This window comes from Streptomyces sp. NPDC049813, from assembly GCF_044465085.1.
GTDB lineage: Bacteria > Actinomycetota > Actinomycetes > Streptomycetales > Streptomycetaceae > Streptomyces.
This window is the reverse complement of the sequence record NZ_JBITLI010000006.1, coordinates 188,142-214,729: the sequence shown is the minus strand read 5'-3', so window position 1 is coordinate 214,729 and position 26,588 is coordinate 188,142. Positions and strand designations below refer to the sequence as shown.

Sequence of the window (26,588 nt, the reverse complement as noted above, 5' to 3'; positions counted from 1 at the left end):
ACTACGGGACCGGGGAAACGGGGAACACCGATGGAGACCGAAGCGGGCGCCGCGGACGAGGCCGCCCGGCGCAGGCAGCAGGAGGCGACTCCGGTACCACCGGACCCGCCGCCCGCCGCGCCGACCGACCCGGGAACCCCGACCGCGCCGGCCGACCCGGGAACCCCGACCGCGCCGGCCGACCCGGGAAGCTCGCCAGCGGTGGCCGTTCCGGGAAGCTCGCCCGCGCCGGCCGACCCGGGAGGCTCGCCCGCGCCGGCCGTCCCGGGTGACACCGTCACGGGGCCCTCCGCACCGGAGATCCCCTCCGCGTCGGAGCCCTCAGCACCCGGCATCCCCTCCGCACCAGGCATCCCCTCCGCACCAGGGGCCCCACCCGGCCCACCCGCCCCACCGCTCCCCGAGCCCCGCGGCATCGTCGCGCTCTCGCCGCCGTACCGGGTCCTCGCCGCGCTCGCCCTCGCGGGGATCGCCGTCTTCGCCGGGGTCCACCTCCTCATGGTGTTCCTGCACGTCGCGCCCGCGAACACGCTGTCCAAGAAGCACGGCGCCCAGGTCGAGGCCTGGATCTACCCCGAGTTCGAACAGAACTGGAAGCTGTTCGCCCCGAACCCGCTCCAGCAGAACGTCGCGGTCCAGGCGCGGGCCGAGGTCCGGTCGGCCGGCGGCGAGGTGCGCACCACCCGCTGGTACGACCTGTCCGGGCAGGACGGCGCCGCCATCGACGGGAACCTGCTGCCCAGCCACACCCAGCAGAACGAACTGCGCCGCGCCTGGGACATCTTCATGTCCACGCACGACAGTCAGAACCGGCCGAACGGCCTGCGCGGGACGCTCTCCGAGCAGTACCTGCGCCGCGTCCTCGTCCTACGCCTCGACCGGCTCGGCGTGGCCGGTGCGGGGGACGTCGTGGAGCGCGTACAGGTCCGCTCGCAGTCGACCGTGGTCGAACCGCCGAAGTGGAGTGACGAGAAGGTGAACCAGAAGCCGTTCTACCGGCAGGTGCCCTGGTGGACGGTGACGTCACAGGACGCGTCGCTCGGCCGCGGCACCCACCTGCGGGCCGGGGCCGGGGCCGCGGCGGGCGGTGTCCGATGAGCCGGATCGACGAGGTGTCGGAACGACTGGAGAAGACGGTGCGCACCGGCCTCCAGCGGACCACCGCGGCGCCGCTCGGCCGCTACCAGACCGCGGTGATCCGCATCGGGTTCGCCGCGACCTGGCTGCTGTTCCTGCTGCGCGAGTTCCCGCACCGGCAGGAGCTGTACGGGCCGGACGGGCCGTGGAACTGGGATCTGGCGCAGCGGCTCATCGCGGACAACCACGCCTTCAGTGCGCTGATGTGGTCCGACAGCCAGGTGTGGTTCGAGTGCGTCTACGTAGGCGCGGTGTCGGCGGCCGTGCTGCTGATGCTGGGCTGGCACACCCGGGCCACGTCGGTGCTGTTCATGATCGGGGTGCTGTCGCTGCAGAACCGCAGCATCTTCGTGGGGGACGGCGGCGACAACGTCATCCACCTCATGTCGATCTACCTGGTCTTCACGCGCTGCGGTCAGGTGTGGTCGCTGGACGCGCGACGCGCCGCACGCGCGCGTGACGCCCATGAGGCCCTCGGCGGGCGGGAGCCCGAGGACCGCGGCGGCATGGTCCTGTGGTGGGTCCTGGGGCTGGCGCTGGCGGTGGTCACGTTCCTGGGCGAGGTGAGCGGGGGCTGGCTGTTGTTCTTCTGGGCCCTGTGGGCCGCCCAGGGGGCGTGGTGGGCGGTCGGCCGCCGGGCCGAGCCGGGCGATCCGCGCCTGTTGTGCGACGTCGTCGGCAACCTCCTGCACAACGCCGCCCTGCTGGTGATCATGGTCGAGGCGTGCCTGATCTACGCGACGGCGGGCTGGTACAAGATCCAGGGCAGCCGCTGGCAGGACGGCACCGCGGTCTACTACCCGCTGCACCTGGACTACTTCTCGCCGTGGCCCGCCCTCGGTGACCTGCTCACCGCGTACGGGCCGATGGTGCTGCTGGTGACCTACGGGACGGTCGCCGTGCAGGTCGCCTTCCCGTTCACGGTCTTCAACCGGCGCATGAAGAACGTCCTGTTGGTGTTCATGATCCTCGAACACGCGGTGATCGCCGTCGTGCTCGGGCTGCCGTTCTTCTCGCTCGCGATGATCGCCGCCGACGCGGTGTTCCTGCCCACGACCTTCCTGCTGCGCATCGGGCGCGGGGCGGCACGCGCGCGTGGCCGCCTGTTCGCCGGTTCGCGCGGCGGGCGGGTGCCCGGGCAGCGGACGGCTCAGGACGTCGAACCGGCGGCGGCCGGGGTGCCCACGGCCCGCACGTAGGCTTTCGGCCATGAGCGGGACGAGCAGGGACAGCGGCGCGCACACACCGCCACAGGACGGGCCTGAGGGCGCCGTGCGGGTCTGGCGGCGCCTGGCCGACGCGGCGGTGCTGCTGGACGGCTTCCACGCCCTCAAGCACGCCGTGCGCTTCGGCGCCGATGTCCCGGTCGCGCTCGCCGTGGACCGGGCCGCCGCGCTCGCTCTCGCCGCCGAGCTGGCCCCCGACGTCGGGCCGGCGCTGGACGCGCTCCTCGTGGAGGTCGGGCAGGAGACGCTGGGCGCTCTCGTGCCGCGGCTGCATCCGACCGGTGTCGCCGCCCTCGCCGGGCGGCCGGACCGTGCCGGGAACGTCGCGTCTCTGGCGCGCGCGGGGCGCACCGCCCCCGTCGTGGTGCTCGACAACCCGCGCAACCTCGGCAACGCGGGCGCCGTCATCCGGCTCGCCGCCGGGTACGGCGCCACCGGCGTCGTCACGACCGGCAGCCTCGACCCCTGGCACCCCACGGTCGTCCGGGGCGGTGCCGGACTGCACTTCGCGACCGCCGTGGAGCGGCTGGCCGTCGACGAGCTGCCCGACGGCCCGCTGTACGCGCTCGACCCCGAAGGCGCGGACATCCGCGGCCTGAAGCTGCCCGACGACGCGCTGCTCGCCTTCGGGTCCGAGCGCACCGGTCTCTCACCGGAACTGCGGGCGCGTGCCGACCAGTTGGTCGCCCTGCCGATGCGGCCCCAGGTCTCCAGCTACAACCTGGCCACCAGCGTCGGCATGACGCTCTTCCACTGGAGCGCGCACAGCACGCACGCCCCCTAGCCGGTTCAGACAGCGGCTTCCCGGCGCACCTCCACCACGCGGAAGCGGTTCGCGACGAAGGCGGCGTCGCACAGGGCCGCGTTCGCCGCAGGGTTGCCGCCCGAACCGTGGAAGTCGGAGAAGGCCGCGGTCTGGTTCACGTACACCCCGCCCGTCAGGTTGAGGGAGAGCTGCGCGCACTCCTCCAGGCAGACGTCCTCGACGGCTCCGGCCACCTCGTCGGACGTGGTGTACGCGCCGACGGTCATCGCACCCTTCTCGCGCACGGTGCGCCGCAGCAGCTCCACCGCGTCCTGGGTGGAGTCGACGGCGACGGCGAAGGAGACCGGGCCGAAACACTCGTCCATGTAGGCGGCCTCCACGTCCACCGCCTCCCAGAACTTCCGCGCCCCGTCCAGCTTCACGATCGCCGGGGTGCGCACGACGGCGTCGGGGAAGTCCGGGTGGGTGACCGGCCGCGACGCCAGTGCCACGTCCCCGAGCCCGGCGGCGGCCTCCAGGCGCGCCTTCACGTCCGGGTTGACCAGAGCGCCCAGCAGCCCGTTCGCCCGGGCGTCGTCGCCCAGCAGGCCGCCGACCGCGCCCGCGAGGTCCGCGACGACCTCGTCGTAGCTCTTGGGGCCCTGGTCGGTGCTGATGCCCTCGCGCGGCACCAGCAGGTTCTGCGGGGTCGTGCACATCTGGCCGCTGTACAGGGACAGCGAGAACGCCAGGTTGGCCAGCATGCCGCGGTAGTCGTCGGTCCCGTCGATCACGACGGTGTTGACGCCGGCCTTCTCCGTGTAGACCTGCGCCTGGCGCGCGTGCGCCTCCAGCCAGTCGCCGAACGCCGTCGAGCCCGTGTAGTCGATGATCTTGATCTCGGGGCGGACCGCCAGGGTCTTGGCGATGCCCTCGCCGTCCCGCTCGGCCGCGAGCGCGACCAGGTCCGGGGCGAAACCGGCCTCGGCCAGGACGTCCCGGGCCACCTGCACGGTGAGCGCGAGGGGCAGCACCGCGCGCGGGTGCGGCTTCACCAGGACCGGGTTGCCGGTCGCCAGGGAGGCGAAGAGGCCCGGATATCCGTTCCACGTCGGGAACGTGTTGCAGCCGATCAGCAGCGAGACACCCCGCCCGACCGGGGTGAACTCCTTGTCCAGGACCAGCGGGTCGCGCTTGCCCTGCGGCTTGGTCCACCGGGCCGCCTCCGGCGTGCGGACCTGCTCCGCGTACGCGTACGCCACCGCCTCCAGGCCGCGGTCCTGTGCGTGCGGGCCGCCCGCCTGGAAGGCCATCATGAAGGCCTGCCCGCTGGTGTGCATGACGGCGTGGGCGAACTCGTGCGTGCGCGCGCTGATCCGCGCCAGGATCTCCACGCAGACCGCCGCGCGAGCCTCCGCGCCCGCCGCCCGCCACGCGCCCATGCCCGCGCGCATCGCCGGCAGCAGCGCGTCGGCATCGGCGTGCGGATAGCTGATCCCCAGCTCGATCCCGTACGGCGAGACCTCCCCGCCCACGAAGTCGTCCGTGCCGCTCTGACCGAGGTCGAGGCGGGTGCCGAGCAGCGCGTCGAAGGCGGCCTTGCCCTCGGCGGCGCTCAGGCTGCCGTCCTCCCCGTAGGCCTTGGGGTGCTCGGGGTGCGGGGACCAGTACGCGCGCGTGCGGATCGCTTCCAGCGCCTTGTCGAGCGTCGGCCGGTGCTTGGCGATCAGGTCGTGCGCGGTGCGTTCGGCGGCGGCCATGGCGGACCAACTCCTCCTGGGCGCCGGCTCCTCGTCGAGCCGGCGAGCTGGGCGGGACGGGGCGGATCTGGGCAGACCTGCCAAACCTGGCAGGACCGGCAGAACCGGGCAGGGCTGGGCAGGGACGAACAGTGAGAGTTAGAGTAACCGAACGATCGGTCGGGACAAGAGGGTGCGTGAAAGCTGTGGACAACCGTCCCTTTCAGCCCTGGTTCGGCCCCGGCGCCTGGAAACGCCGCTGCATGCGGAAGGATCGCGCGCATGACAGCACATGATCGCCTCGTCGGCGTGGTCGGTACCGGCACCATGGGCCAGGGCATCGCCCAGGTCGCCCTGGTCGCGGGGCATCCCGTCCGGCTGTACGACACCGTGCACGGGCGGGCCCGCACGGCCGCCGCGTCGATCGCCGCCCGGCTCGACCGGCTGGTCGACAAGGGGCGGATGAGCGCGGCGGACCGTGAGGCCGCCGTCGCCCGCCTCACACCCGCGCAGACGCTCGACGAACTCGCGGACGCGGCCCTCGTCGTCGAGGCCGTCCTGGAGCGACTGGACGTCAAGCAGCAGCTCTTCCGCGACCTGGAGGAGATCGTCGCGGACGACTGCCTGCTCGCCACCAACACCTCGTCCCTGTCGGTGACGGCGATCGGCGGGGCGTTGCGGGTACCCGGCCGCTTCGTGGGCCTGCACTTCTTCAATCCCGCGCCGCTGCTGCCGCTGGTCGAGGTCGTCTCCGGCTCCGCCACCGATGTCACCGCGGCCACGCGCGCGTACGAGACCGCCCGCGCCTGGGGCAAGACGCCGGTGGCCTGCGCGGACACGCCCGGGTTCCTGGTCAACCGCATCGCGCGGCCCTTCTACGCGGAGGCGTTCGCCGTCCACGAGGACCAGGGCGCGGACCCGGCCACGATCGACGCCGTGCTGCGCGAGAGCGGCGGCTTCCGGATGGGCGCCTTCGAGCTGACCGACCTCATCGGCCAGGACGTGAACGAGGCGGTGACGCGCTCGGTGTGGGAGGGCTTCTTCCAGGACGTGAAGTTCCGCCCCTCGCTGGCCCAGCGCCGCCTGGTCGAGGCAGGACACCTCGGGCGCAAGGCGGGTCAGGGCTGGTACGCGTACGGCGACGGCGAGGAGCGTCCCGAGCCGCATACGGCCGGCCCGGCGGACAGGCCCGCCTACGTGGTCGCGGAAGGCGATCTCGGCCCCGCGCACGAGTTGCTCGCCCTCATCCGGGAGGCAGGCATCGAGGTGCGCGAGGAGGACGAGGACAACGGCGCCCGCCTGGTGCTGCCCAGCGGCGGCCAGCTCGCCCTCGCGGACGGGCAGACGGCCATCGAGTACCAGGATGTCGTCTACTTCGACCTGGCGCTCGACTACCGCCGCGCCACCCGTATCGCGCTCGCCACGGCCCAGGACCCGAACCAGCGCACCCTGGAGGAGGCCATCGGCCTCTTCCAGGCGCTCGGCAAGGACGTCAGCGTCATCGGGGACGTGCCCGGAATGATCGTCGCCCGCACGGTGGCGCGCATCATCGACCTGGCCCACGACGCCGTCGCCAAGGGCGTCGCCACCGAGGAGGACATCGACACCGCGATGCGGCTCGGGGTCAACTACCCGCTCGGCCCCTTCGAGTGGAGCCGCAAGCTCGGCAAGAGCTGGGCGTACGCCCTCCTCGACGATCTGCACCTGCGCGACCCCTCGGGCCGCTACGTGCCGTCCCTGGCGCTCTACCGCCACTCCTACGCCACCGAGAAGCGCGAGGGCACCGTATGACCACGGCACGCCGCGACCCCGGCGCCCGACGCGACACCTACACGCCCGACACCCTGCTCGCGGTCGCGGTCACGGTCTTCAACGAGCGCGGGTACGACGGCACCTCCATGGAGCACCTCTCCAAGGCGGCGGGCATCTCCAAGTCCTCGATCTACCACCATGTGACGGGCAAGGAGGAGCTGCTGCGCCGCGCTGTGAGCCGCGCGCTGGACGGCCTCTTCGGGATCCTCGGTGAGGAACCCGCGCGCGCGGGACGCGCGGTGCGGCGCCTGGAGTACGTCACGCGGCGCATGGTCGAGGTGCTCACCGCCGAACTGCCCTACGTGACGCTGCTGCTGCGGGTGCGCGGCAACACAGACACCGAGCGCTGGGCGATGGAGCGGCGCAGGGAGTTCGACCACGAGGTGGCCGAGCTGCTGAAGGCGGCCGCCGCCGACGGCGACGTACGGGACGACATACCGGTGCGGCTCGCCACACGGCTCGTGTTCGGAATGATCAATTCCGTCGTCGAGTGGTACCGGCCCGACGGCGGCGGCCTGCGCGACCGCGAGGTCGCCGAGGCGGTCGTCACGCTGGTCTTCGAAGGGCTGCGCAAACAGGACTGAGGGCGCTCGCCGGCCCGGCCCGCCGCTACGGGTTGTCCGGGCCGAGGTCCTCTTCCTCGAAGACGAGCAGGGTCCGGGTGCCGAGCACCTCCGGGATCGCCTGGAGCTTGGTGAGGACCAGTTCGCGCAGGGCGCGGTTGTCCTGGGTATGGACCAGGAGCAGCACGTCGAAGGCGCCGCTGACCAGCGCGATGTGCGCCGCCTCCGGCATCCGGCTCAGCTGGTCGCGGACCGTGCGCCAGGAGTTCTGCACGATCTTCAGGGTGATGTACGCGGAGGCGCCCTGGCCGGCCCGCTCGTGGTCGATGCGGGCACCGAACCCGCGGATGACGCCGTCCTCGATGAGGCGGTTGATGCGGGCGTAGGCGTTCGCCCGGGACACATGGACGTGCTCGGCCACGGAGCGTATAGACGCGCGGCCGTCCCTGCGCAGCATCTGGAGGATGTCCCGGTCGATGGCGTCCAGGGGCCGGACCACGGGGTCGTGGCGGCCGGGATCCCGCCCGCCGGAACCGTCGGCCATTTGTTCAGATGCCATCCGCCCCCGCCTCCCTACCATGGACGTACTGCGTTCATCACAGGCTGTGCAGAACCGTTTGTCCACAGCCTGGCGGTGCCTGTAGCCAAAATGTGTCGGCGACCGAACAATCGGTAGGTGAGGCGCATCACGCCCGACGCGCCCTCGAAGCCGCTCCTACGAGGAGGTGCCGTCATGACGGTCACGGAGCAGCGGGGCGCCCACCGCGCAGGCGCGCCCACGCCGCCGCCCGCCTGGCAGCCCCGCACGGACCCCGCGCCGCTGCTGCCCGACGCGGAGCCCTACCGGGTCCTGGGCACGGCGGCCGCGGACAAGGCCGACCCCGCGCTGCTGCGCCGCCTGTACGCGGAGGTGGTGCGCGGCCGCCGGTTCAACGCGCAGGCGACCGCGCTGACCAGGCAGGGCCGCCTCGCCGTCTATCCCTCGACGACCGGGCAGGAGGCCGCCGAGGTCACCGCCGCGTTCGTCCTGGAGGAGCGGGACTGGCTCTTCCCCAGCTACCGCGACACCCTCGCCGCGGTGGCCCGCGGCCTGGACCCCGTGCAGGCCCTGACCCTGCTCCGCGGCGACCAGCACACCGGGTACGACCCGCGCGAGCACCGCATCGCGCCCCTGTGCACCCCCCTCGCGACGCAGCTCCCGCACGCGGTGGGCCTCGCCCACGCCGCGCGGCTCAAGGGCGACGACGTGGTGGCCCTCGCCCTGGTGGGCGACGGCGGCACCAGCGAGGGCGACTTCCACGAGGCGCTGAACTTCGCGGCCGTCTGGCAGGCACCGGTCGTCTTCCTCGTCCAGAACAACGGGTATGCCATCTCCGTGCCGCTCGCCAAGCAGACCGCGGCGCCGTCCCTGGCCCACAAGGCCGTCGGGTACGGGATGCCGGGCCGCCTGGTCGACGGGAACGACGCACCCGCACTGCACGAGGTCCTCACCGAGGCCGTGGCCCGCGCGCGCGGTGGCGCCGGCCCGACCCTGATCGAAGCCGTCACCTACCGGATGGACGCGCACACGAACGCGGACGACGCGACCCGCTACCGCGGCGAGGCCGAGGTCGAGGCGTGGCGCGGGCACGATCCCGTCCTGCTGCTGGAGCACGAGCTGACGCGGCGCGGCCTCATCGACGACGCCGGCATCCAGGCCGTGCGCGACGGCGCCGAGGAGATGGCGGCCGCCCTGCGCGCGCGCATGAACCAGGACCCCGCGCTCGACCCGATGGACCTGTTCACCCACGTGTACGCCGAGCAGACGTCGCAGCTGCGCGAGCAGGCCGCCCAGTTGCGGGCCGAGCTCGACGCCGAGGCGGAGGCGTCCGAAGGGGGCCGGTCATGACAACCGTCGCCGACCAGCCGGTGGCGCGCCCCACCACCATGGCGGCGGCCCTCGGGCGGGCCCTGCGGGACGCCATGGCCGAGGACCCTGCCGTGCACGTCATGGGCGAGGACGTCGGCGCGCTCGGCGGGGTCTTCCGTGTCACCGACGGGCTCGCCGAGGAGTTCGGCGAGGACCGGTGCACCGACACCCCGCTCGCCGAGGCCGGCATCCTCGGCACCGCCGTCGGCATGGCCATGTACGGGCTGCGGCCGGTCGTGGAGATGCAGTTCGACGCGTTCGCGTACCCCGCCTTCGAGCAGCTGGTCTCCCACGTGGCGCGGATGCGCAACCGCACCCGGGGCGCCATGCCGCTGCCCCTCACCGTGCGTGTGCCCTACGGAGGCGGCATCGGCGGCGTGGAGCACCACAGCGACTCCTCCGAGGCGTACTACATGGCGACGCCCGGCCTCACCGTCGTCACGCCCGCCACCGTCGCGGACGCGTACGGGCTGCTGCGGCAGGCGATCGCCTCCGACGACCCGGTGGTGTTCCTGGAGCCCAAGCGGCTGTACTGGGCGAAGGATCCCTGGAACCCCGACGCTCCGGCGGACGTTGAGCCCATAGGCACGGCAGTGGTCCGCCGCCCCGGGACCAGTGCCACGCTGCTCACGTACGGTCCGTCGTTGCCCGTCTGCCTGGAGGCGGCCGAGGCGGCCCGCGCGGAGGGCTGGGATCTCGAAGTGGTCGACCTGCGCTCCCTGGTGCCGTTCGACGACGCGACGGTCACCGCGTCGGTACGCCGCACCGGGCGCGCGGTCGTCGTGCACGAGTCGGCCGGCTTCGGCGGACCCGGCGGCGAGATCGCCGCGCGCGTGACCGAGCGCTGCTTCCACCATCTGGAGGCGCCGGTGCTGCGTGTGGCCGGATTCGACGTTCCGTACCCGCCGCCGATGCTGGAACGGCACCATCTTCCCGGGGTGGACCGGGTGTTGGACGCGGTCGCGCGGCTCCAGTGGGACCAGTGAGGGGATCGGTCTGATGGCGCAGGTTCTGGAGTTCCGGCTGCCCGACCTCGGGGAGGGGCTCACCGAGGCGACGATCGTGCGGTGGCTGGTGGAGGTCGGCGACGTCGTCGCCGTCGACCAGCCCGTCGTCGAGGTGGAGACCGCCAAGGCGATGGTCGAGGTGCCCTGCCCCTACGGCGGTGTGGTCACGGCCCGCTTCGGGGAGGAGGGGACCGAACTCCCGGTGGGGGCGCCGCTGGTGACGGTGGCGGTCGGAGCGAGTGGAGGGGCCTCCGGGGGTGCGGGGGGAGGTGCTTCGGATGATGCCAGCGGCCTGTCCGGGGGTGCCGTGCAGGGTCCGGCCGGGGGTGCCGGGTCGGCCGACGGCGCTGTGGACGGTCCGGCCGGAGGTGCCGGAGGTGCCGGAGGGGGTGCTGCCGGGAGCGTGGCGTCGGGTGGGGGTGAGGGGTCCGGGAACGTGTTGGTGGGGTACGGGACGGCGGCTCCGCCCGCGCGGCGTCGGCGGGTTCGGACGGGGCCCGGCGCGGTCGGATCGGCAGGCGGCGCTGCGGCGGCGAGCGGCCCGGTGCCGGTGGGTCCCGGGGGTGCGGGTACGGGGGCCGGTGGTGCGGGCACGGGTCCCGGGGGTGCGGGGGCCGGGGCCTCCGTGGCCGGTGACCGGGCGGCCTCGGTGTCTCCCAGTGCCGCGTCGGCGCTCGCCGGTCCTGCGTCAGCGGGTGCGAGGCAGCCTGCTGCGGGGGTGGCCACGGTGGCGGGCTCCGGGGCCGGGGTGCGGGGAGGCGGGCCTGTGCCCGTCATCTCGCCGCTCGTGCGCAAGCTTGCCCGGGAGTGCGGGCTCGACCTGCGGGAAGTGGCGGGTTCCGGACCCGACGGGCTCATTCTCAGGTCGGATGTCGAGCGTGCTGTGGCGGCGCAGGCCGCTGGGAGTGGCGGCGGTCAGCTCATCGGCGGCGGCCAACTCATCGCCCGGGCTTCCCAGGATTCCCAGGCCGCCGCGGAGCCCCTGGGCATGCAGCCCGCCGCTGAAGTGACCGACGCGCAGGCCTCCGGGGCGCGGGACCACCGCACCCCCTTGCGGGGCGTACGCGGGGCCGTGGCCGACAAGCTCTCCCGGAGCCGTCGGGAGATACCGGACGCGACCTGCTGGGTCGACGCGGACGCCACGGCGCTCATGCACGCGCGCGGAGCGATGAATTCCGCGACGGGTCCGTCCGCCGGGCCGAAGATCTCCGTACTGGCGCTGCTCGCCCGGATCTGCACGGCGGCGCTCGCCCGCTACCCGGAGCTCAATGCCACGGTGGACACGGAGCGCCGCGAGATCGTGCGGTTCGACGAGGTGCACCTCGGATTCGCCGCGCAGACTCCGCGCGGGCTCGTCGTGCCGGTCGTCCGGGACGCCCATGCGCGCGGGGCGGAGTCGTTGAGCGCGGAGTTCGCGCGGCTCACGGAGGCGGCGCGGGCCGGCACGCTGACCCCGCGGGAACTCACCGGCGGGACCTTCACGTTGAACAACTACGGAGTGTTCGGGGTCGACGGGTCCACGCCGATCATCAACCACCCCGAGGCGGCCATGCTCGGCGTCGGCCGGATCGTGCCGAAACCCTGGGTGCACGAGGGGGAGTTGGCGGTCCGCCAGGTGGTCCAGCTCTCGCTCACGTTCGACCACCGGGTGTGTGACGGCGGCACGGCGGGCGGCTTCCTGCGGTATGTCGCTGACTGTGTGGAACAGCCTGCGGTGTTGTTGCGCACCCTCTGACCGGGCCGCCGGGGGCCGGGCCGCGTGGACGCGCGGCTCGGGTCCCGCGATCCCTCCCGCGATCTCTTCCGCCATCCCGCGCTCCGGCACCGCGCCGCGGGGGTGGCAATGATCGCCCGTGCGCCCATACTCGGGGGATGAGCGCAGCCGCCGGGCCCCTCCGCGACGCCCCCGCCCACGACGCCGTCGTCCTCGCCGGGGGTGCCGCGCGGAGGCTGGGCGGCGCGGACAAGCCCGGGGTGCGGGTCGGCGGCCGGGCGCTGCTGGACCGGGTCCTCGTCGCCTGCGCCGGGGCCCGCGCGACGGTCGTGGTCGCCGAGTCGCGGCCGACTCCGCGTCCGGTGCTCTGGGCGCGCGAGGAGCCGCCCGGGGGCGGGCCGCTCGCCGCGCTGGAGGCGGGGGTCAGGGCCTTGGACCGGGGGGCGCCGGGATCCCGGGTGACGCCTGGCTTCGGGGTGACGCCTGAGTCCTCGGCAGTCCTTGCTGACCCGGCAGCTCATGCGGCCCGAGCGGAGAGCGTGGTCGTGCTCTCCGCCGATCTGCCGTTCCTGAGGGAGCGGACCGTACGGGAGCTGCTCGACACGCTCGACGCGACGGCCGATACGCGGGGCGCCGGCGGGGCGGACGCGGTCGACGGAGTGCTTCTCGCTGACGGCGACGGGCGCGACCAGCCCCTCGTGGCGGTGTACCGGACGGCCGCCCTGCGCCGGGTCCTCGCCGCCCTGCGCGCCGAGCACGGCACCCTCACCGGGCTGCCGCTGCGGCTGCTCGTCCGGAACCTGAAGCTCACCCGTATCACCGACCCCGTCGCGTCGTTCGACTGCGACACCTGGGACGACATCGCCGCCGCCCGGTCACGGATCAGGGAGCATGGTCACGTGTTGGATGAATGGATCTCCGCAGCCAAGGACGAACTGGGCCTCGACCTGGACGTCGACACCGGCGTCCTGCTCGATCTCGCCCGCGATGCCGCGCACGGGGTCGCCCGACCCGCGGCACCCCTGACGACGTTCCTCGTCGGCTACGCGGCGGCGCAAGCGGGTGGCGGCCGTGAGGCGGTCGCAGCCGCCGCGGCCAAGGCCGTCGCGCTCGCCGAGAGGTGGGCCCGGGAAGCCGAGTCCGCGGACGAGGGGCCCCGCGCCGCCGACCAGGCCCCTGGTTCGGCCCCGAACCAGTCCGACCAGCCCGGCCCTGCCGCGCAAGCGCCCGGTGCCCCCGCGCCCGACGCGGGACGAGACGCGCAATGACCGGCCCCGACGGGCGAGCGGCCCGGGCCGGGGCCGCGGGCGAACTGGACGACACCGACAGCCTGGACAGCGACCTCGACGAGGCGCTCGCCCTGGCCAACGACAACCGGGGCAGCCGGGACCGCCACCCCGACCGGGGCCGCCACCCCGACCGGGACGGCCACCCTGATTGGGACCGCCACCCTGACCGGGACGGCTACCTTGACCGGGACAGCCGGGACAGCCGGGACAGCCGGGACAGCCGGGACAGCCGCGCCGGTCAACGCGGCCGCTACGACCAAGGCACCCGCGCCGACCGACGCGGCCGGGACGACCGCACCGGTCAGGGCGGCTGGCGCACCCCCACTGACGAAAACCACCCCGGCCGAGACGCCTCCGCCCCCGCCTCCGCCCGCGGGCAGACCCCCGGCAGCCCCCGCACCACGACCACCACCCTCAACACCCTCACCACCGATCAGCACCGGGCGGCGACCACCTGGCCCGTGGCCCGGCGGCTGGCCCACGAGGCGGGTCTGCGTGCCGCCCAGCACCGTGCCGCCACCGCCGAGAACCGGCCCGGCGGCGGCCCCGAGCCGGAACTCCCCCTCGCGGACGCCCTCCTGGCGGATTTTGCGGAGCCGTCCGCGCTCCCCCGCGGAGCCGTCCGCGTCCCGCTCGACCGGGCGCTCGGCCTAGTCCTGGCCGCGCCGCTGACCGCCCTCACCGACCTGCCCTCCTTCGACACGTCCGCGATGGACGGCTGGGTCGTGGCGGGGCCGGGCCCCTGGTCCGTACGCGACGAGAAGATCCTCGCCGGGCACGCGCTGCCCGGGCCGCTGGCGGACGGGGAGGCCGCGACGATCGCGACCGGCGCGCGCATCCCCGCCGACACCACCGCCGTGATCCGCAGTGAGCACGGGCGTACCGACGACAAGGGACAGCTGCACCCGTTGCGCCGCGTCGTGCACGGTCAGGACATCCGGCCGCGCGGACAGGAGTGCCGCAGCGGCGACCTGTTGCTGCCCGCGGGCGGCCTGGTGACCCCCGCCGTCCTCGGTCTCGCGGCCGCGGCCGGGTACGACGAACTGGCGGTCCGTCCCCGGGCGCGTGCCGAGGTTCTCGTGCTGGGCGACGAGTTGCTGACCTCGGGGCTGCCCCGCGACGGCCTCATCCGGGACGCGCTCGGTCCGATGCTGCCGCACTGGCTGCGCGCGCTGGGGGTCGAGGTGACCGCGGTGCGCAGGATCGGCGACGACGCGAAGGCGCTGCTCAAGGCGGTCCGCGGGGCCAAGGCGGATCTCGTCGTGACCACTGGCGGCACCGCGTCAGGACCGGTCGACCACGTCCACCCGATGCTGCGGGCCCTCGACGCCGAGCTGCTGGTGGACGGCGTCGCGGTGCGTCCCGGCCACCCGATGCTGCTCGCGCGGATCAAGGCGGGCCGGTACCTCGTCGGGCTGCCCGGCAACCCGCTGGCCGCGGTCTCCGGGCTGCTCACGCTCGCCGAGCCGCTGCTGCGGGCGCTCGCGGGCCGTTCCCAGGACGAGACGCCGTACGGGGCTCCCCTGCACGGTTCCGTCCAGGGCCACCCGCACGACACCCGGCTCGTCCCCGTCGTCCTGCGGCACGACAGCGGCAGCGGGCACGACTGGGCGGTGCCGCTGCACTACAACGGTCCGGCCATGCTGCGGGGCATCGCCGCCGCGGACGGGCTGGCGGTCGTGCCGCCCGGCGGCGCGCAGGAGGGCCACGAGGTCGAGATCATCGACCTGCCCTGGTCGTGGGGGCCGGCGACCGGCGACGCCCTCGGGGTGCCCGCCACCCCGCTGAAGACGACGGGCACCATGCCGGGCAGCCCCAAGACCCCCGACGCACCCGAGGCGCAGCCCGAACCCGCTGACGCCCCAACAGAAGACCTCGTCTCATCCGAGATCCGCGGGGAGAGCCCCGAGATCCGCGGGGAGAGCCCCGAGATCCGCCGGGCGAGCCCCGAGATCCCCGGGGAGAACCCCGAGATCCGCCGGGAGAACCCCGAGATCCCCAGGGAGCACGCCGAGTCCCCCGGGGATAACTCCCAGACCCCCGGGGAGAGCCTCGAGCCCCCCGGGGAGAACCCCGAGCCCCCCGGGGAGGACCCCGCGGCCCCCAAAGAGAGCCCAGACGTCCCCGACGCGAACTCCCCGTCCAACCCGGCGGATTCGGCCCCCCAGGCACCCCCACAGGCACCCCCACAGCCACCCCCGCACGTAGCCACTCAAGGGCCGCACGACACCATGGGTCACGCGACCCTGACCACGACGCAGGCCGGGACGCGGGCAGCGGGCAACTCGGCGGGCGACGAAGGGTGTTTCACGTGAAACTGGCCGGCCATGACGCCATGGCGCGCCAAGCGGACGAGAAGACGACGACGTACCGGGTGAAGCTGCCCCGGCGCATCGTCGAGCGTCCGCTGCGCCAGGTCGCGCGCCGGGTCCTGATGGCGCTCGCGGTGCTCGTCCTGACCGCGGTGCTCGTCTGGCTCGACCGCGACGGCTACAACGACAACTCCGACGGCTCGGTCGACCTCCTCGACGCCTTCTACTACGCGACCGTCACCCTCTCCACCACGGGCTACGGCGACATCACGCCGGTCAGCGACGGGGCGCGGCTCACCAACATCTTTCTCGTCACGCCGCTGCGTGTGCTCTTCCTGATCATCTTGGTCGGCACCACGCTCGAAGTCCTCACCGAACGGACCCGGGAGGAATGGCGCCTTAACCGCTGGAGGTCCAACTTGCGTGACCACACTGTCGTCATCGGCTTCGGCACCAAAGGCCGTAGCGCGGTGGAGACCGTCTGCGCGACCGGTCTGAAGCCCGAGCAGGTCGTGGTGGTCGACCCCAGCAGCAAGGTCATCGAGGCGGCCAACAGCCTGGGCTACGCCGGTGTCATGGGGGACGCCACCCGCAGCGACGTCCTGTGGCGGGCCGAGGTGCAGCGCGCCCGGAAGATCATCATCGCCACCCAGCGCGACGACACGGCCGTCCTGGTCACCCTGACCGCACGGCAGCTGAACCGGGGCGCGAAGATCGTCGCCGCCGTGCGCGAGGAGGAGAACGCGCAGCTGCTGCGCCAGTCCGGCGCCGACGCGGTCATCACCAGCGCCAGCGCGGCGGGCCGCCTGCTCGGCCTGTCGGTGCTCAGCCCGCACGCGGGCATGGTCCTGGAGGACCTCATCCAGAAGGGCAGCGGCCTCGATCTGGTCGAGCGGCCGGTGATAAAGGCCGAGGTCGGCCTGAAGCCGCGGGAGACGGACGACCTGGTGGTCAGTGTCGTACGAGGACACCGGGTGCTCGGCTACGACGACAAGGCCATCGGGGCGCTCCAGCTGACCGACCGGCTCATCACCATCGTCCGGGTCACGCCGACGGCCCAGACGGCCCCGGACATCAAGCCGCTGCCGCAGGACTGAGCAGGGCCGGCCAGGGCGGGCCTGGGCTGACCGGGACTGCGGCTGACCAGGACGGGCCCGGGCTGACCGGAAGCGGCCAGGACCGACCGGGAAAGACCAGGACAGTGCGGCGGGCGCCGGGTTCCGCGCGGGGAGCGGAGTAGCCTCGCGGCCATGTATGCGATCACGATCCCGGAACCCGGTGGCCCCGAGGCGCTCGTCTGGACGGAGGTCCCCGATCCCGTACCCGGCGAGGGCGAAGTCCTGGTCGAGGTGGTCTCCAGCGCGGTCAACCGCGCCGATCTGCTGCAGCGCCAGGGCTTCTACAGCCCGCCGCCCGGCAGCTCCCCGTACCCCGGCCTGGAGTGCGCGGGCCGGATCGCCGAGGTCGGCCCGGGGGTGTCGGGGTGGTCCGCCGGTGACGAGGTGTGCGCGCTGCTCGTCGGCGGCGGGTACGCCGAGAAGGTGGTCGTCCCGGCCGGGCAACTGCTGCCGGTGCCGAAGGGGCTCGATCTGGTCAGGGCCGCCGCCCTGCCCGAGGTGACCTGCACGGTGTGGTCGAACGTCTTCATGATCGCCCAGCTGCGTCCGGGCGAGACGTTCCTCGTGCACGGCGGCTCCAGTGGCATCGGCACCATGGCGATCCAGCTCGCGAAGGCGGTCGGCGCCAAGGTCGCCGTGACGGCGGGCAGCCGCAAGAAGCTCGACTTCTGCGCGGAGCTGGGCGCGGACATCCTGATCAACTACCGCGAGCAGGACTTCGTGGCGGAGATCAAGGCGGCCACGGAGGGCGCCGGGGCCGACGTCATCCTCGACAACATGGGCGCCAAGTACCTGAACCGCAACGTCGACGCGCTCGCCACCAACGGGCGGCTCGCCATCATCGGGATGCAGGGCGGCGTCAAGGGCGAGCTGAACATCGCCACGCTGCTCGGCAAGCGCGGCGCCATCACCGCCACCACGCTGCGGGCCCGCCCGCTCGCGGAGAAGGCGGCGGTCGTCGCGGCGGTGCGGGAGCACGTCTGGCCGTTGATCGAGGGCGGCCACGTACGGCCGATCGTGGACCAGGAGCTGCCGCTGAGCGAGGCCGCGCAGGGGCACCGGGTTCTGGAGGAGAGCGGCCACATCGGCAAGGTCCTGCTCACCCGCCAGTAGCCACCGCCGGTGCCGTTCCGGCCCGGACCGCCCCTACCGCTCCTACCGCCGTAGCCGCAGCGCCAGGAATCCGATCCCGAGGCCGGTCAGCAGCAGCCCCGCGCCGAGCGGCACCACGTTCACGACGGGCTCGGTGTCGCGTGCGGCGACGGGCGGGCGGTCGGCGGCGGACTGTTCCGGATGCGAGGCCGGGGGCGCGGTGGCGGAGGGTTCGGCAGGCGCGGACGGGGGCGGAGGCGGGGGCAGGGACGGCGGGATCACCGGCTCGTCGACGTCGGTCCCCGCGAGCGGCCGCCCGGGCGGCGTCCGCCCCACCCCGGCCCGGCTCCCGGCGAGGGACCGGTGCGGCGAGGGCTCGGCGGCGATCACGGGCCGCGCATGCAAGGACTCGACGGCGTACGCGGCGGGCGCCATCGGCACCACCGCCCCCACCACCGGCACTGTCGCCCCCGCCACCGGCACTGTCGCCCCCGCCACCGGTACGACCGTCCCCGCCACCGGCACCACCGCCCCCGCCGCCGATATCAGCGCCCCCGCCGCCACCAGACTCACCGCACTCCCGGCCGCTGCCCGGCGGAGCCGGCGTATGCCCGTCCCCTGCATGGCCGTTCCCCTTCGCTTCCGCCCGACGCGCTGCGACAAGCCTCACATAGGCGAACAGAACGGGCACGCCGGATCTGACCCGGTCCAGCAGGGTGGATCACCGCGCGGCGGGGGCACCACCAGGGTGTGACAGTCGCGTGCGACAGAATGGCCGCATGGAGATGCCGAGGAACGAACGGTCGCCGGAGAACCCCCAGATCCTGGTCGTGGGTCAGGACGGCATGGCTCTGGGCGGCGGCGCCGGAGACGACGAATCCCGCGAGGTCCCGGTGACGGAGATGGTGGAACAGCCCGCCAAGGTGATGCGCATCGGCAGCATGATCAAGCAGCTGCTGGAAGAGGTCCGCGCGGCTCCCCTGGACGAGGCGAGCCGGCAGCGGCTCAAGGAGATCCACGCCAGCTCGGTCAAGGAGCTGGAGGACGGCCTCGCGCCCGAACTGGTCGAGGAGCTGGAGCGGATCTCCCTGCCGTTCACCGACGACACGACGCCGAGCGACGCGGAGCTGCGGATCGCGCAGGCCCAGTTGGTGGGCTGGCTGGAAGGCCTTTTCCACGGCATCCAGACGACGCTCTTCGCCCAGCAGATGGCGGCCCGCGCCCAGCTGGAGCAGATGCGCCGCGCGCTGCCCCCCGGTGTCGGCGGCGGCGACGACGAGGACGGCGAGGACCCCCGCACGATGGGCCGCTCCGGAGGCCCGTACCTCTAGGCGGGCGGACCGTACCCGTACGGAGAAGGGGGCCCGGCCCGCGCGAGACGCGCGGGCCGGGCCCCCTTCTGCCGGCTCAGCCGCGGCGAGGCGCCCCGCTCGGCCGCCGCGAGGGCGCCCCGCTCAGCCGGGCGGATTGCCCGTCGAGACCTGGAGCTGGATCTTCACGTCCTTCGGGTCGATCTCGGTGCCCGCGGCCGGGCTCTGGCTCATGACCGACCCCTCGCCGTAGGTGTTCTCGTCGACCGGCTTCTCCGACGCGATCCACCCGGCGGCGCGGAAGCAGGCCTTCACCGAGTCGATGTTCTTGAGGTAGAAGTCCGGGACCTTGATCTTGTTCTCGTCGTCCGAGCCGTTGTAGGGCTCGGTGCACTCGTCCGTCTCGATCGTCTTGGTCAGGTCAGGGCCACGGTGCCCGGCCACCGCCGACGAGGACGGCTTGTCGGAGCCGCCCGGGTCGTCCTCGCCCCCGCTGTTCATCGTCAGGGCCGTCACCAGGCCGCCGATGGCGACGAGCGCGACGACGATCGAAGCGATGATCACCGTCTTGTTGCGGCCGCCGCCCGGGGAGCCCTGCGTGGTCGTCGCCGGCTTCGGCGCGAGGTGGTAGGGCGGCGGGGTCTGCTGGGCGTACGGGGAGGCGGGCGGCGGGGTCTGGTAGCCGCTCTGCGGATTCTGCTGCGGGTAGCCGTACCCGGGCTGCGGGGTCGGCGTCCCGTACGGGTTCGGCTGGGGCGTCGGCTGGTACGGCATCTGGACCGGGCCCGGCGCCGGCGCCCCGCTCTGGTCGATCGGCGGGAAGACGGCGGAGGAGACGCCCGCGCCGCTCGACGTCCGGGCGCCCGGCACGATGCTGGGCGTGGCCGGGGCGAGCGACTGGGCCACCCGCAGGCACTCGTCCCGCATCGCCTCCGCGCTGGGGAAGCGCTCGTTCGGGTTCTTCTTGAGCGCGCGGGCCACGACGGCGTCGATGGCCGGCGGCAGCGCCCGGTTGATGGAGGACGGGGCGACCGGCTCCTCCTGGACGTGGGCGTAGGCGATGGCGAGCGGCGAGTCCGCCTCGAACGGCAGCCGCCCGGTGACCAGCTGGAAGAGCATGATGCCGACCGAGTACAGGTCGGAGCGGGCGTCCACGCCGCGGCCCAGGGCCTGCTCGGGCGAGAGGTACTGCGGGGTGCCGACGACCATGCCGGTCTGGGTCATCGACGTGACGCCCGACTGCATGGCGCGGGCGATGCCGAAGTCCATGACCTTGACGACGTTCCGCTTCGTCATCATCACGTTGCCCGGCTTGATGTCGCGGTGCACCAGGCCCATCTCGTGGCTGATCTCCAGCGCCGCGAGCACGTCGGCGGTGATCTTCAGGGCCTTGTCGGCGGGCATGGCGCCGTACTGCCGGACGTCCTGGTCGAGCACCGAGCCGAGCGGCAGGCCCTCGACGTACTCCATGACGATGTACGGGGTGATGGTGCCGTCGAGGTCGTCCTCGCCGGAGTCGTAGACCGAGACGATGTTCGTGTGCGTGAGCTTGGCCACGGACATGGCCTCGCGCTGGAAGCGCTGGCGGAAGGCGTCCTCCCGGCCGAGTTCCGTGTGCAAAGTCTTGATGGCGACGGCGCGGTCGAGCCGGGTGTCGTGCGCGAGGTGCACGGAGGCCATGCCGCCCTGGCCGAGCAGGTCCCGCAGCTGGTACCGCCCGCCCGCCACGGAACGCCCCGCGTACCGCCCGCCGGCGCCGCCGTCTTGGCTCATCTTCTACGTCCCCCATCGCGCCCCGCGTCGGCGCGGCCGGTGATCGAATTCAGCTATTCCCGGCCAAGTCTGCCCGAGGGCACCGGCACGTCAAGCTCGGTGCCCGTTCCGTGACCGTACGGGCGGGAAGCGTCGCGCAAGCGTTACAGGACCCGGGTACGAGGGGCTCCTGGGCCGGGTGCGGAAATTGCGCGCACGATTTGCAAGGCCTGCACGGCAACGGGTTTGATGTCCGGTCCATCTCGGAACGGTGGCGCGGCGGAAGCCTGTAGCGTGACCCGACGGAGACCGTAGTTCGGCATCGCGCGTACTCCGACGCAGGGTTCCGGCGGCAATGGCGGCACGGACAGAAACGACGGCGAGGACTGATGTCACAGCAGCAGCGCGCTCAGGGCCCGTCCGACCCCGAGGCGACTGGCGGCGGTATGTCGGATGCGCCGGAGACGTGGGGTAGCGGCGGGCTCGTCGGCGACGGCCGGTACCGGCTGACGCACAGACTCGGCCGGGGCGGCATGGCCGAGGTGTTCGCGGCCGAGGACGTGCGCCTCGGGCGCACCGTCGCCGTCAAGCTGCTCCGCTCCGACCTGGCCGAGGACCCCGTCTCCAAGGCCCGCTTCACCCGCGAGGCACAGTCCGTCGCGGGCCTGAACCACCATGCGGTCGTCGCGGTCTACGACTCCGGCGAGGACTACGTGGGCGGCAGCACCGTGCCGTACATCGTCATGGAGCTCGTCGAGGGCCGCACCATCCGCGACCTGCTGCTGAACGCCGAGGCGCCGGGCCCCGAGCAGGCCCTGATCATCGTCTCCGGCGTCCTGGAGGCGCTCGCCTACTCGCACCAGCACGGCATCGTGCACCGCGACATCAAGCCCGCCAACGTGATCATCACCAACACCGGCGCGGTGAAGGTGATGGACTTCGGCATCGCCCGCGCCCTGCACGGCGCGCAGTCCACGATGACGCAGACCGGCATGGTGATGGGCACGCCCCAGTACCTCTCCCCCGAGCAGGCCCTCGGCAAGGCCGTCGACCACCGCTCCGACCTGTACGCGACCGGCTGCCTGCTCTACGAGCTCCTCGCGCTGCGGCCGCCCTTCACCGGCGAGACGCCGCTGTCGGTCGTCTACCAGCACGTGCAGGACATCCCCGTGCCGCCCTCCCAGGTCTCGGACGCGACGCCGCCGGAGCTGGACGGCCTCGTCATGCGCTCGCTGGCCAAGGACCCCGACGACCGGTTCCAGACCGCCGAGGAGATGCGCGGGCTCGTCCAGTACGGCCTGTCGATGCTGTACGAGCAGGGCGGCCACACCGGCACCTGGAACACCGGCCCGGTGGACGCCGCGCACGAGGGCGGCAGCACCGCGGCGATGGGCCTGGCCGGCACCACCGCGCTGCCCCACCCCGGCGGCGACCACGGCACGGCCGCGCAGCCGCTGCTGCGCCCGCCGGGCGACGACGGCGGCTTCGACGGCCGCGGCAACCGCGGCGGCGGCCGGGGCAAGCTGTGGATCTTCGCGGTGCTCGCGGTGATCGCGATCGCGGCGGGCGTGGCCCTCGCCCTGAACGCGGGCGGCGGAGGCGGCGGCGGAGGCGGCACCACGCAGTCCCCGACCGCCTCGCAGTCCGAGAAGACGGACAAGCCGAGCAAGTCGGCCTCCGACGACGACGCGTCCGCGAGCCAGACGCAGGACACGGGTGACGGGACGGGCGGGCAGGGCGACTACACGCCGTCGTACCAGCCCACCAGGGGCAACCAGACGCCGTCGCAGACGCAGAGCAACCAGCCCACGGAACCGAGCGGCGAGCCGAGCGACCCGGACACCCCGACGGCCTCGCAGCCGCAGACGCCGACCCCGACGGAGACGGCGACCGGTGGCGGCGGCGGCGATGTCGGCGGCGGTGGTGACACCGGGGGCGAGACCGGCGGCGCCGGCGACCCCGCGGGCGCCCTCGGCGGCGGCTGAGACGGGCCCGGGCCCGCGCCCGGGACCCCGAGGTCAGATGCGGTGCCCCCGCGCCGACCCGCCCCGCAGTTCGTGCACCGTCACGAACTGCGGGTGCACGCGCAGATACACCGGGTCGAACAGCTCGTCGTCCGCGAAGTGCGGGGCGGGCCCGAAGAGCTCCAGTTCGGCGGTGGACGGCTCGACCTGCTCGCAGGTGCCCACGCACTGCACCGACCACTGCCCCGCTTCTCCGGCGGGCCGGGCGGACACGGCGGCCCCTGCGGGCACGGCGCGAGCGGCGGCCGTGGCGGGCCCCGGATCGCCCAGGTTGTCGGCGCCGTAGGCGACCACGCTGCCGACGCAGGCCAGGTGGTACCCGTACCCGCGGTGCAGGCGCAGCAGGAGCCGGCCGTCGGCCACGATGTGGCGGGCGACGGCGAGGAAGGGCAGCGCGCGCATGCTGGTGGCCACCCGCCCGTAGTTCACCCGGGCGAGCAGCGCGAAGCCGCGCTCGATGTCCTGCGGCTGCGTCTGGGAGGGCATGTCACCACTCTGCGATCCCGGCGGGGCGCGGGAAAAGAGCATCCCGCCCCCACCACAGAGGACGTAAGTCCCTTGCCGGCGGGGAGCGGAGCGGCCGCTCAGTGCTGCTTCTGGGCCTGCATGCGCGCCACATAGGCCGCCGCCTGCGAGCGTCGCTCCATGCCGAGCTTGGACAGGAGGCTGGAGACATAGTTCTTGATCGTCTTCTCGGCGAGGTGGAGGCGCTCGCCGATCGCGCGGTTGGTCAGGCCCTCCCCGATCAGGTCGAGGATCTTGCGCTCCTGCTCGGTCAGGCCCGCCAGCCGGTCGTCGTCCTTGCTGCGGCCGCCGTCGCGCAGCCGCTCCAGGACCCGGGCGGTGGCGACCGGGTCGAGCAGCGAGCGGCCCGCCGCGACGTCGCGGACGGCCGTCAGCAGTTCGGTGCCCCGGATCGCCTTCAGCACGTAGCCGGAGGCACCGGCCATGATCGCGTCGAAGAGGGCCTCGTCGTCGGAGAACGAGGTCAGCATCAGGCACTGGATCGAGTCGTCCTGCGAGCGGATCTCCCGGCACACCTCGACCCCGCTGCCGTCCGGCAGCCGCACGTCCAGGACGGCGACGTCGGGCCGGGTCGCCGGGATGCGCACCAGGGCGTCGGCCGCCGTACCGGCCTCACCGACCACCTCGATGTCGTCCTCCATGGAGAGCAACTCGTGTACGCCTCGACGCACCACCTCGTGGTCGTCGAGGAGAAATACCGTGATTTTTCCTTCTTCGCGCACATAGGCAGTCTCACACACCGGCTCTTCCCGCGCCCAGGGTGACCGGGATAACGTGCCGGTGTTCCGGCCCCCTGCCAGGCTGTGACCAGGGCTCAGTCCACGGCTGTGACCTGCGGAGCTTCGTCTTCCGTGCGAGTACATGGGAACCCAAGCAGAAAAGTACTTGGATATCCAAGCAAAATCGCAGGTCAGACGGGGTTTCGCAGATGCGTGGCGCACTGGGTAACGTGCTGGGTGAAGGGTGCTTGCCGGAGCACAGGTTGTATTCGTTCTTTCCACTCACGCCTGAACCCGGCTCCACCGCACCCACCCCGTGCGTGGACGGATCAGGCGAGCCGAGCCGACTGGTCATCCGGCAATCCCGGGGGCCGGACCGACGGAGGAGCACACGTGACCGTAGACAGTGCTGACGGCACTGCCGCCGCGCAGAAGGCACAGCCGCCGCGCAAGCGGGCTGCCGCGAAGAAGGCCCCCAGGAAAGCTCCCGGCAGGGCCGCCGCGGCGGCGCAGCCCGAGCTGGTCCAGCTGCTGAGCCCCACGGGCGAGCGGGTCAAGAACGCCGAGTACGACGCGTACGTCGACGCCATCACCGACGACGAGCTGCGCGGCCTGTACCGGGACATGGTCCTCACCCGCCGGTTCGACGCCGAGGCCACCGCCCTCCAGCGCCAGGGCGAGCTGGGCCTGTGGGCGTCGCTGCTCGGCCAGGAGGCGGCGCAGATCGGCTCCGGGCGGGCCACCCGCGAGGACGACTACGTCTTCCCGACCTACCGCGAGCACGGCGTCGCCTGGTGCCGCGGGGTCGACCCGACCAACCTGCTCGGCATGTTCCGCGGCGTGAACCACGGCGGCTGGGACCCGAACAGCAACAACTTCCACCTCTACACGATCGTCATCGGCTCCCAGACGCTGCACGCGACGGGGTACGCGATGGGGGTCGCCAAGGACGGCGCGGACTCGGCGGTCATCGCGTACTTCGGCGACGGCGCCTCCAGCCAGGGCGACGTCCTGGAGTCCTTCAACTTCGGCGCGGTCTACAACGCGCCGGTGGTCTTCTTCTGCCAGAACAACCAGTGGGCCATCTCCGAGCCGACCGAGCGCCAGATGCGCGTGCCGCTGTACCAGCGCGCGCAGGGCTTCGGCTTCCCGGGCGTACGGGTCGACGGCAACGACGTGCTCGCCTGCCTCGCCGTGACCCGGTGGGCGCTGGAGCGGGCGCGCAACGGCGAGGGCCCGACCCTGGTCGAGGCGTTCACGTACCGCATGGGCGCGCACACCACCTCCGACGACCCGTCGAAGTACCGGGCCGACGAGGAGCGCGAGGCCTGGGAGGCGAAGGACCCGATCCTGCGCCTGCGCACCTACCTGGAGTCCCAGACCGGCACGGACGAGGCGTTCTTCGCGGAACTCGACGCCGAGAGCGAGGCGTTGGGCAAGCGGGTGCGCGACGTCGTCCGGGCTATGCCGGACCCGGGGCACCTGGCGATCTTCGAGAACGTGTACGCGGACGGACACGCCCTCGTCGACGAGGAGCGCGCGCAGTTCGTCGCCTATCAGGCGTCGTTCGCCGACGAAGCGGCTGGGGAGGCCTGAGTCATGGCGGTACAGAAACTTCCGATCGCCAAGGCGATCAACGAATCGCTGCGCACGGCGCTGGAGAACGACCCGAAGGTCCTCGTCATGGGTGAGGACGTCGGCGTGCTCGGCGGCGTCTTCCGCGTGACCGACGGACTCCAGAAGGACTTCGGCGAGGAGCGGGTCATCGACACCCCGCTCGCCGAGTCCGGCATCGTCGGCACCGCGATCGGGCTCGCCCTGCGCGGCTACCGCCCGGTCGTGGAGATCCAGTTCGACGGTTTCGTCTTCCCCGCCTACGACCAGATCGTCACGCAGCTGGCGAAGATGCACGCCCGCGCGCTCGGCAAGATCAAGACGCCGGTCGTCATCCGCATCCCGTACGGCGGCGGCATCGGCGCGGTCGAGCACCACAGCGAGTCGCCCGAGGCGCTCTTCGCTCACGTGCCGGGCCTGAAGGTGGTCTCGCCGTCGAACGCGTCGGACGCGTACTGGATGCTCCAGCAGGCCATCCAGAGCGACGACCCGGTGATCTTCTTCGAGCCGAAGCGGCGCTACTGGGACAAGGGCGACGTCGACACCGAGGCCGTCCCCGGCGACCTGCACAAGGCCGTCGTGGCGCGCGAGGGCACCGACCTGACGCTCGTCGCCTACGGGCCGATGGTGAAGGTCTGCCTGGAGGCGGCGGCCGCCGCCGCGGAGGAGGGCACCTCCCTGGAGGTCGTCGACCTGCGCTCGATCTCGCCGATGGACTTCGACACCGTCCAGCGGTCGGTGGAGAAGACCCGGCACCTGGTCGTCGCGCACGAGGCCGCGGTCTTCCTGGGCTCCGGCGCCGAGCTGGCCGCGCGCATCACCGAGCGCTGCTTCTACCACCTGGAGGCGCCCGTGCTGCGGGTCGGCGGGTACCACGCGCCGTATCCGCCGGCGCGCCTGGAGGAGGAGTACCTGCCGGGTCTCGACCGGGTGCTCGACGCCGTCGACCGCTCGCTGGCGTACTGAGAGGAGCTGAGAGTC

At 73.0% G+C, this 26,588-nt stretch carries 21 protein-coding genes and 1 pseudogene; 16 read left to right on the top strand and 6 right to left on the bottom strand.

Annotated features, from left to right (window positions below; translation table 11 throughout):
• Window positions 1–30: 30 nt before the first annotated feature.
• The 3 genes from ACIBW6_RS15860 to ACIBW6_RS15850 are packed head-to-tail and all read left to right on the top strand — an operon-like array spanning window position 31 to window position 3,147.
• On the top strand, window positions 31–1,098 hold the full coding sequence (locus ACIBW6_RS15860) for a DUF5819 family protein (RefSeq protein WP_399059897.1): 1,068 nt from the start codon (window positions 31–33) through the stop codon (window positions 1,096–1,098).
• On the top strand, window positions 1,095–2,336 hold the full coding sequence (locus ACIBW6_RS15855; RefSeq protein ID WP_399059896.1) for an HTTM domain-containing protein: 1,242 nt from the start codon (window positions 1,095–1,097) through the stop codon (window positions 2,334–2,336). The genes ACIBW6_RS15860 and ACIBW6_RS15855 overlap by 4 nt, the downstream gene beginning before the upstream one ends.
• 10 nt (window positions 2,337–2,346) lie before the next feature.
• Entirely contained in the window at window positions 2,347–3,147 is an 801-nt protein-coding gene (locus ACIBW6_RS15850) for a TrmH family RNA methyltransferase (protein ID WP_399059895.1), read from the top strand.
• Between the two features lie 5 nt (window positions 3,148–3,152).
• On the opposite strand, the gene paaN is transcribed toward ACIBW6_RS15850, so the two are convergent.
• Window positions 3,153–4,868 carry a phenylacetic acid degradation protein PaaN gene (gene paaN / locus ACIBW6_RS15845; RefSeq protein ID WP_399059894.1) on the bottom strand — a complete coding sequence of 572 codons (1,716 nt, stop codon included), beginning with the start codon at window positions 4,866–4,868 and terminating at the stop codon, window positions 3,153–3,155.
• Window positions 4,869–5,129: 261 nt separating this feature from the next.
• On the opposite strand from paaN, the gene ACIBW6_RS15840 reads away from it, so the two are divergent.
• Both ACIBW6_RS15840 and ACIBW6_RS15835 read left to right on the top strand, forming a co-directional pair.
• Window positions 5,130–6,638, top strand: coding sequence for a 3-hydroxyacyl-CoA dehydrogenase (locus ACIBW6_RS15840; RefSeq protein ID WP_399059893.1), 1,509 nt, complete (start codon window positions 5,130–5,132; stop codon window positions 6,636–6,638).
• Entirely contained in the window at window positions 6,635–7,243 is a 609-nt protein-coding gene (locus tag ACIBW6_RS15835) for a TetR/AcrR family transcriptional regulator (RefSeq protein ID WP_399059892.1), read from the top strand. The genes ACIBW6_RS15840 and ACIBW6_RS15835 overlap by 4 nt, the downstream gene beginning before the upstream one ends.
• 25 nt (window positions 7,244–7,268) lie before the next feature.
• Here ACIBW6_RS15835 and ACIBW6_RS15830 read toward each other — a convergent pair whose 3' ends face one another.
• The gene (locus tag ACIBW6_RS15830; protein WP_399059891.1) at window positions 7,269–7,781 is read right to left on the bottom strand and encodes an Lrp/AsnC family transcriptional regulator; all 513 of its coding nucleotides are present in this window, start codon (window positions 7,779–7,781) and stop codon (window positions 7,269–7,271) included.
• A 174-nt stretch (window positions 7,782–7,955) separates the two neighbouring features.
• Between ACIBW6_RS15830 and pdhA (ACIBW6_RS15825) the strand changes: the two genes are divergently transcribed.
• The 7 genes and pseudogenes from pdhA (ACIBW6_RS15825) (at window position 7,956) to ACIBW6_RS15795 (ending at window position 17,684) form a co-directional block, all read left to right on the top strand.
• The gene (gene pdhA / locus ACIBW6_RS15825; protein WP_399059890.1) at window positions 7,956–9,110 is read left to right on the top strand and encodes a pyruvate dehydrogenase (acetyl-transferring) E1 component subunit alpha; all 1,155 of its coding nucleotides are present in this window, start codon (window positions 7,956–7,958) and stop codon (window positions 9,108–9,110) included.
• Window positions 9,107–10,117: an alpha-ketoacid dehydrogenase subunit beta gene (locus ACIBW6_RS15820; protein WP_399059889.1), complete on the top strand. Its 1,011-nt coding sequence runs from the start codon at window positions 9,107–9,109 to the stop codon at window positions 10,115–10,117. Before pdhA (ACIBW6_RS15825) ends, ACIBW6_RS15820 begins: the two co-directional genes overlap by 4 nt.
• Before the next feature lie 13 nt (window positions 10,118–10,130).
• Entirely contained in the window at window positions 10,131–11,873 is a 1,743-nt protein-coding gene (locus ACIBW6_RS15815; RefSeq protein ID WP_399059888.1) for a dihydrolipoamide acetyltransferase family protein, read from the top strand.
• A gap of 137 nt (window positions 11,874–12,010) precedes the next feature.
• Window positions 12,011–13,120 (top strand): DUF6457 domain-containing protein, encoded by a 1,110-nt coding sequence (locus ACIBW6_RS15810; RefSeq protein ID WP_399059887.1) that lies wholly within the window; start codon window positions 12,011–12,013, stop codon window positions 13,118–13,120.
• Between the two features lie 638 nt (window positions 13,121–13,758).
• Window positions 13,759–14,880: pseudogene (locus ACIBW6_RS15805) on the top strand (molybdopterin molybdotransferase MoeA); the annotation flags it as partial.
• A gap of 572 nt (window positions 14,881–15,452) precedes the next feature.
• Window positions 15,453–16,550, top strand: a complete 1,098-nt coding sequence (locus ACIBW6_RS15800) for a potassium channel family protein (protein WP_399059886.1) — start codon at window positions 15,453–15,455, stop codon at window positions 16,548–16,550.
• Between the two features lie 153 nt (window positions 16,551–16,703).
• Window positions 16,704–17,684, top strand: a complete 981-nt coding sequence (locus ACIBW6_RS15795; RefSeq protein WP_399059885.1) for an NAD(P)H-quinone oxidoreductase — start codon at window positions 16,704–16,706, stop codon at window positions 17,682–17,684.
• Between the two features lie 42 nt (window positions 17,685–17,726).
• On the opposite strand, the gene ACIBW6_RS15790 is transcribed toward ACIBW6_RS15795, so the two are convergent.
• A complete protein-coding gene (locus tag ACIBW6_RS15790; RefSeq protein WP_399059884.1) occupies window positions 17,727–18,236 on the bottom strand; it encodes a hypothetical protein in 510 nt (169 codons plus the stop codon).
• Window positions 18,237–18,442: 206 nt separating this feature from the next.
• Between ACIBW6_RS15790 and ACIBW6_RS15785 the strand changes: the two genes are divergently transcribed.
• Window positions 18,443–18,994: a bacterial proteasome activator family protein gene (locus tag ACIBW6_RS15785; RefSeq protein WP_399059883.1), complete on the top strand. Its 552-nt coding sequence runs from the start codon at window positions 18,443–18,445 to the stop codon at window positions 18,992–18,994.
• 123 nt (window positions 18,995–19,117) lie between these two features.
• Here the strand turns inward: ACIBW6_RS15785 and ACIBW6_RS15780 are convergent, their stop codons facing one another.
• The gene (locus ACIBW6_RS15780) at window positions 19,118–20,746 is read right to left on the bottom strand and encodes a protein kinase (protein ID WP_399059882.1); all 1,629 of its coding nucleotides are present in this window, start codon (window positions 20,744–20,746) and stop codon (window positions 19,118–19,120) included.
• A gap of 368 nt (window positions 20,747–21,114) precedes the next feature.
• On the opposite strand from ACIBW6_RS15780, the gene ACIBW6_RS15775 reads away from it, so the two are divergent.
• Window positions 21,115–22,710 (top strand): protein kinase, encoded by a 1,596-nt coding sequence (locus ACIBW6_RS15775; RefSeq protein WP_399059880.1) that lies wholly within the window; start codon window positions 21,115–21,117, stop codon window positions 22,708–22,710.
• Between the two features lie 33 nt (window positions 22,711–22,743).
• Here ACIBW6_RS15775 and ACIBW6_RS15770 read toward each other — a convergent pair whose 3' ends face one another.
• Both ACIBW6_RS15770 and ACIBW6_RS15765 read right to left on the bottom strand, forming a co-directional pair.
• Window positions 22,744–23,235: a pyridoxamine 5'-phosphate oxidase family protein gene (locus ACIBW6_RS15770; RefSeq protein ID WP_399059879.1), complete on the bottom strand. Its 492-nt coding sequence runs from the start codon at window positions 23,233–23,235 to the stop codon at window positions 22,744–22,746.
• A 98-nt stretch (window positions 23,236–23,333) separates the two neighbouring features.
• A complete protein-coding gene (locus ACIBW6_RS15765; protein ID WP_399060032.1) occupies window positions 23,334–23,996 on the bottom strand; it encodes a response regulator in 663 nt (220 codons plus the stop codon).
• A 390-nt stretch (window positions 23,997–24,386) separates the two neighbouring features.
• Between ACIBW6_RS15765 and pdhA (ACIBW6_RS15760) the strand changes: the two genes are divergently transcribed.
• Both pdhA (ACIBW6_RS15760) and ACIBW6_RS15755 read left to right on the top strand, forming a co-directional pair.
• Complete coding sequence (gene pdhA / locus ACIBW6_RS15760) at window positions 24,387–25,589, top strand: pyruvate dehydrogenase (acetyl-transferring) E1 component subunit alpha (protein ID WP_399059878.1); 1,203 nt, start codon at window positions 24,387–24,389, stop codon at window positions 25,587–25,589.
• 3 nt (window positions 25,590–25,592) lie between these two features.
• The gene (locus ACIBW6_RS15755; RefSeq protein WP_399059877.1) at window positions 25,593–26,573 is read left to right on the top strand and encodes an alpha-ketoacid dehydrogenase subunit beta; all 981 of its coding nucleotides are present in this window, start codon (window positions 25,593–25,595) and stop codon (window positions 26,571–26,573) included.
• The last annotated feature ends 15 nt before the right edge of the window (window positions 26,574–26,588 follow it).

What these genes read in the sequence shown, in the direction of transcription:
- ACIBW6_RS15855 (WP_399059896.1), top strand. Translation starts at nt 1,095, where the DNA reads ATGAGCCGGATCGACGAGGTGTCGGAACGACTGGAGAAGACGGTGCGC.
- paaN (WP_399059894.1), bottom strand. Translation starts at nt 4,868, where the DNA reads ATGGCCGCCGCCGAACGCACCGCGCACGACCTGATCGCCAAGCACCGG.
- ACIBW6_RS15820 (WP_399059889.1), top strand. Translation starts at nt 9,107, where the DNA reads ATGACAACCGTCGCCGACCAGCCGGTGGCGCGCCCCACCACCATGGCG.
- ACIBW6_RS15830 (WP_399059891.1), bottom strand. Translation starts at nt 7,781, where the DNA reads ATGGCATCTGAACAAATGGCCGACGGTTCCGGCGGGCGGGATCCCGGC.
- ACIBW6_RS15785 (WP_399059883.1), top strand. Translation starts at nt 18,443, where the DNA reads ATGGAGATGCCGAGGAACGAACGGTCGCCGGAGAACCCCCAGATCCTG.
- ACIBW6_RS15755 (WP_399059877.1), top strand. Translation starts at nt 25,593, where the DNA reads ATGGCGGTACAGAAACTTCCGATCGCCAAGGCGATCAACGAATCGCTG.
- ACIBW6_RS15835 (WP_399059892.1), top strand. Translation starts at nt 6,635, where the DNA reads ATGACCACGGCACGCCGCGACCCCGGCGCCCGACGCGACACCTACACG.
- ACIBW6_RS15850 (WP_399059895.1), top strand. Translation starts at nt 2,347, where the DNA reads ATGAGCGGGACGAGCAGGGACAGCGGCGCGCACACACCGCCACAGGAC.
- ACIBW6_RS15840 (WP_399059893.1), top strand. Translation starts at nt 5,130, where the DNA reads ATGACAGCACATGATCGCCTCGTCGGCGTGGTCGGTACCGGCACCATG.
- ACIBW6_RS15795 (WP_399059885.1), top strand. Translation starts at nt 16,704, where the DNA reads ATGTATGCGATCACGATCCCGGAACCCGGTGGCCCCGAGGCGCTCGTC.
- ACIBW6_RS15775 (WP_399059880.1), top strand. Translation starts at nt 21,115, where the DNA reads ATGTCACAGCAGCAGCGCGCTCAGGGCCCGTCCGACCCCGAGGCGACT.
- ACIBW6_RS15780 (WP_399059882.1), bottom strand. Translation starts at nt 20,746, where the DNA reads ATGAGCCAAGACGGCGGCGCCGGCGGGCGGTACGCGGGGCGTTCCGTG.
- ACIBW6_RS15770 (WP_399059879.1), bottom strand. Translation starts at nt 23,235, where the DNA reads ATGCCCTCCCAGACGCAGCCGCAGGACATCGAGCGCGGCTTCGCGCTG.
- pdhA (WP_399059890.1), top strand. Translation starts at nt 7,956, where the DNA reads ATGACGGTCACGGAGCAGCGGGGCGCCCACCGCGCAGGCGCGCCCACG.
- ACIBW6_RS15815 (WP_399059888.1), top strand. Translation starts at nt 10,131, where the DNA reads ATGGCGCAGGTTCTGGAGTTCCGGCTGCCCGACCTCGGGGAGGGGCTC.
- ACIBW6_RS15810 (WP_399059887.1), top strand. Translation starts at nt 12,011, where the DNA reads ATGAGCGCAGCCGCCGGGCCCCTCCGCGACGCCCCCGCCCACGACGCC.
- ACIBW6_RS15860 (WP_399059897.1), top strand. Translation starts at nt 31, where the DNA reads ATGGAGACCGAAGCGGGCGCCGCGGACGAGGCCGCCCGGCGCAGGCAG.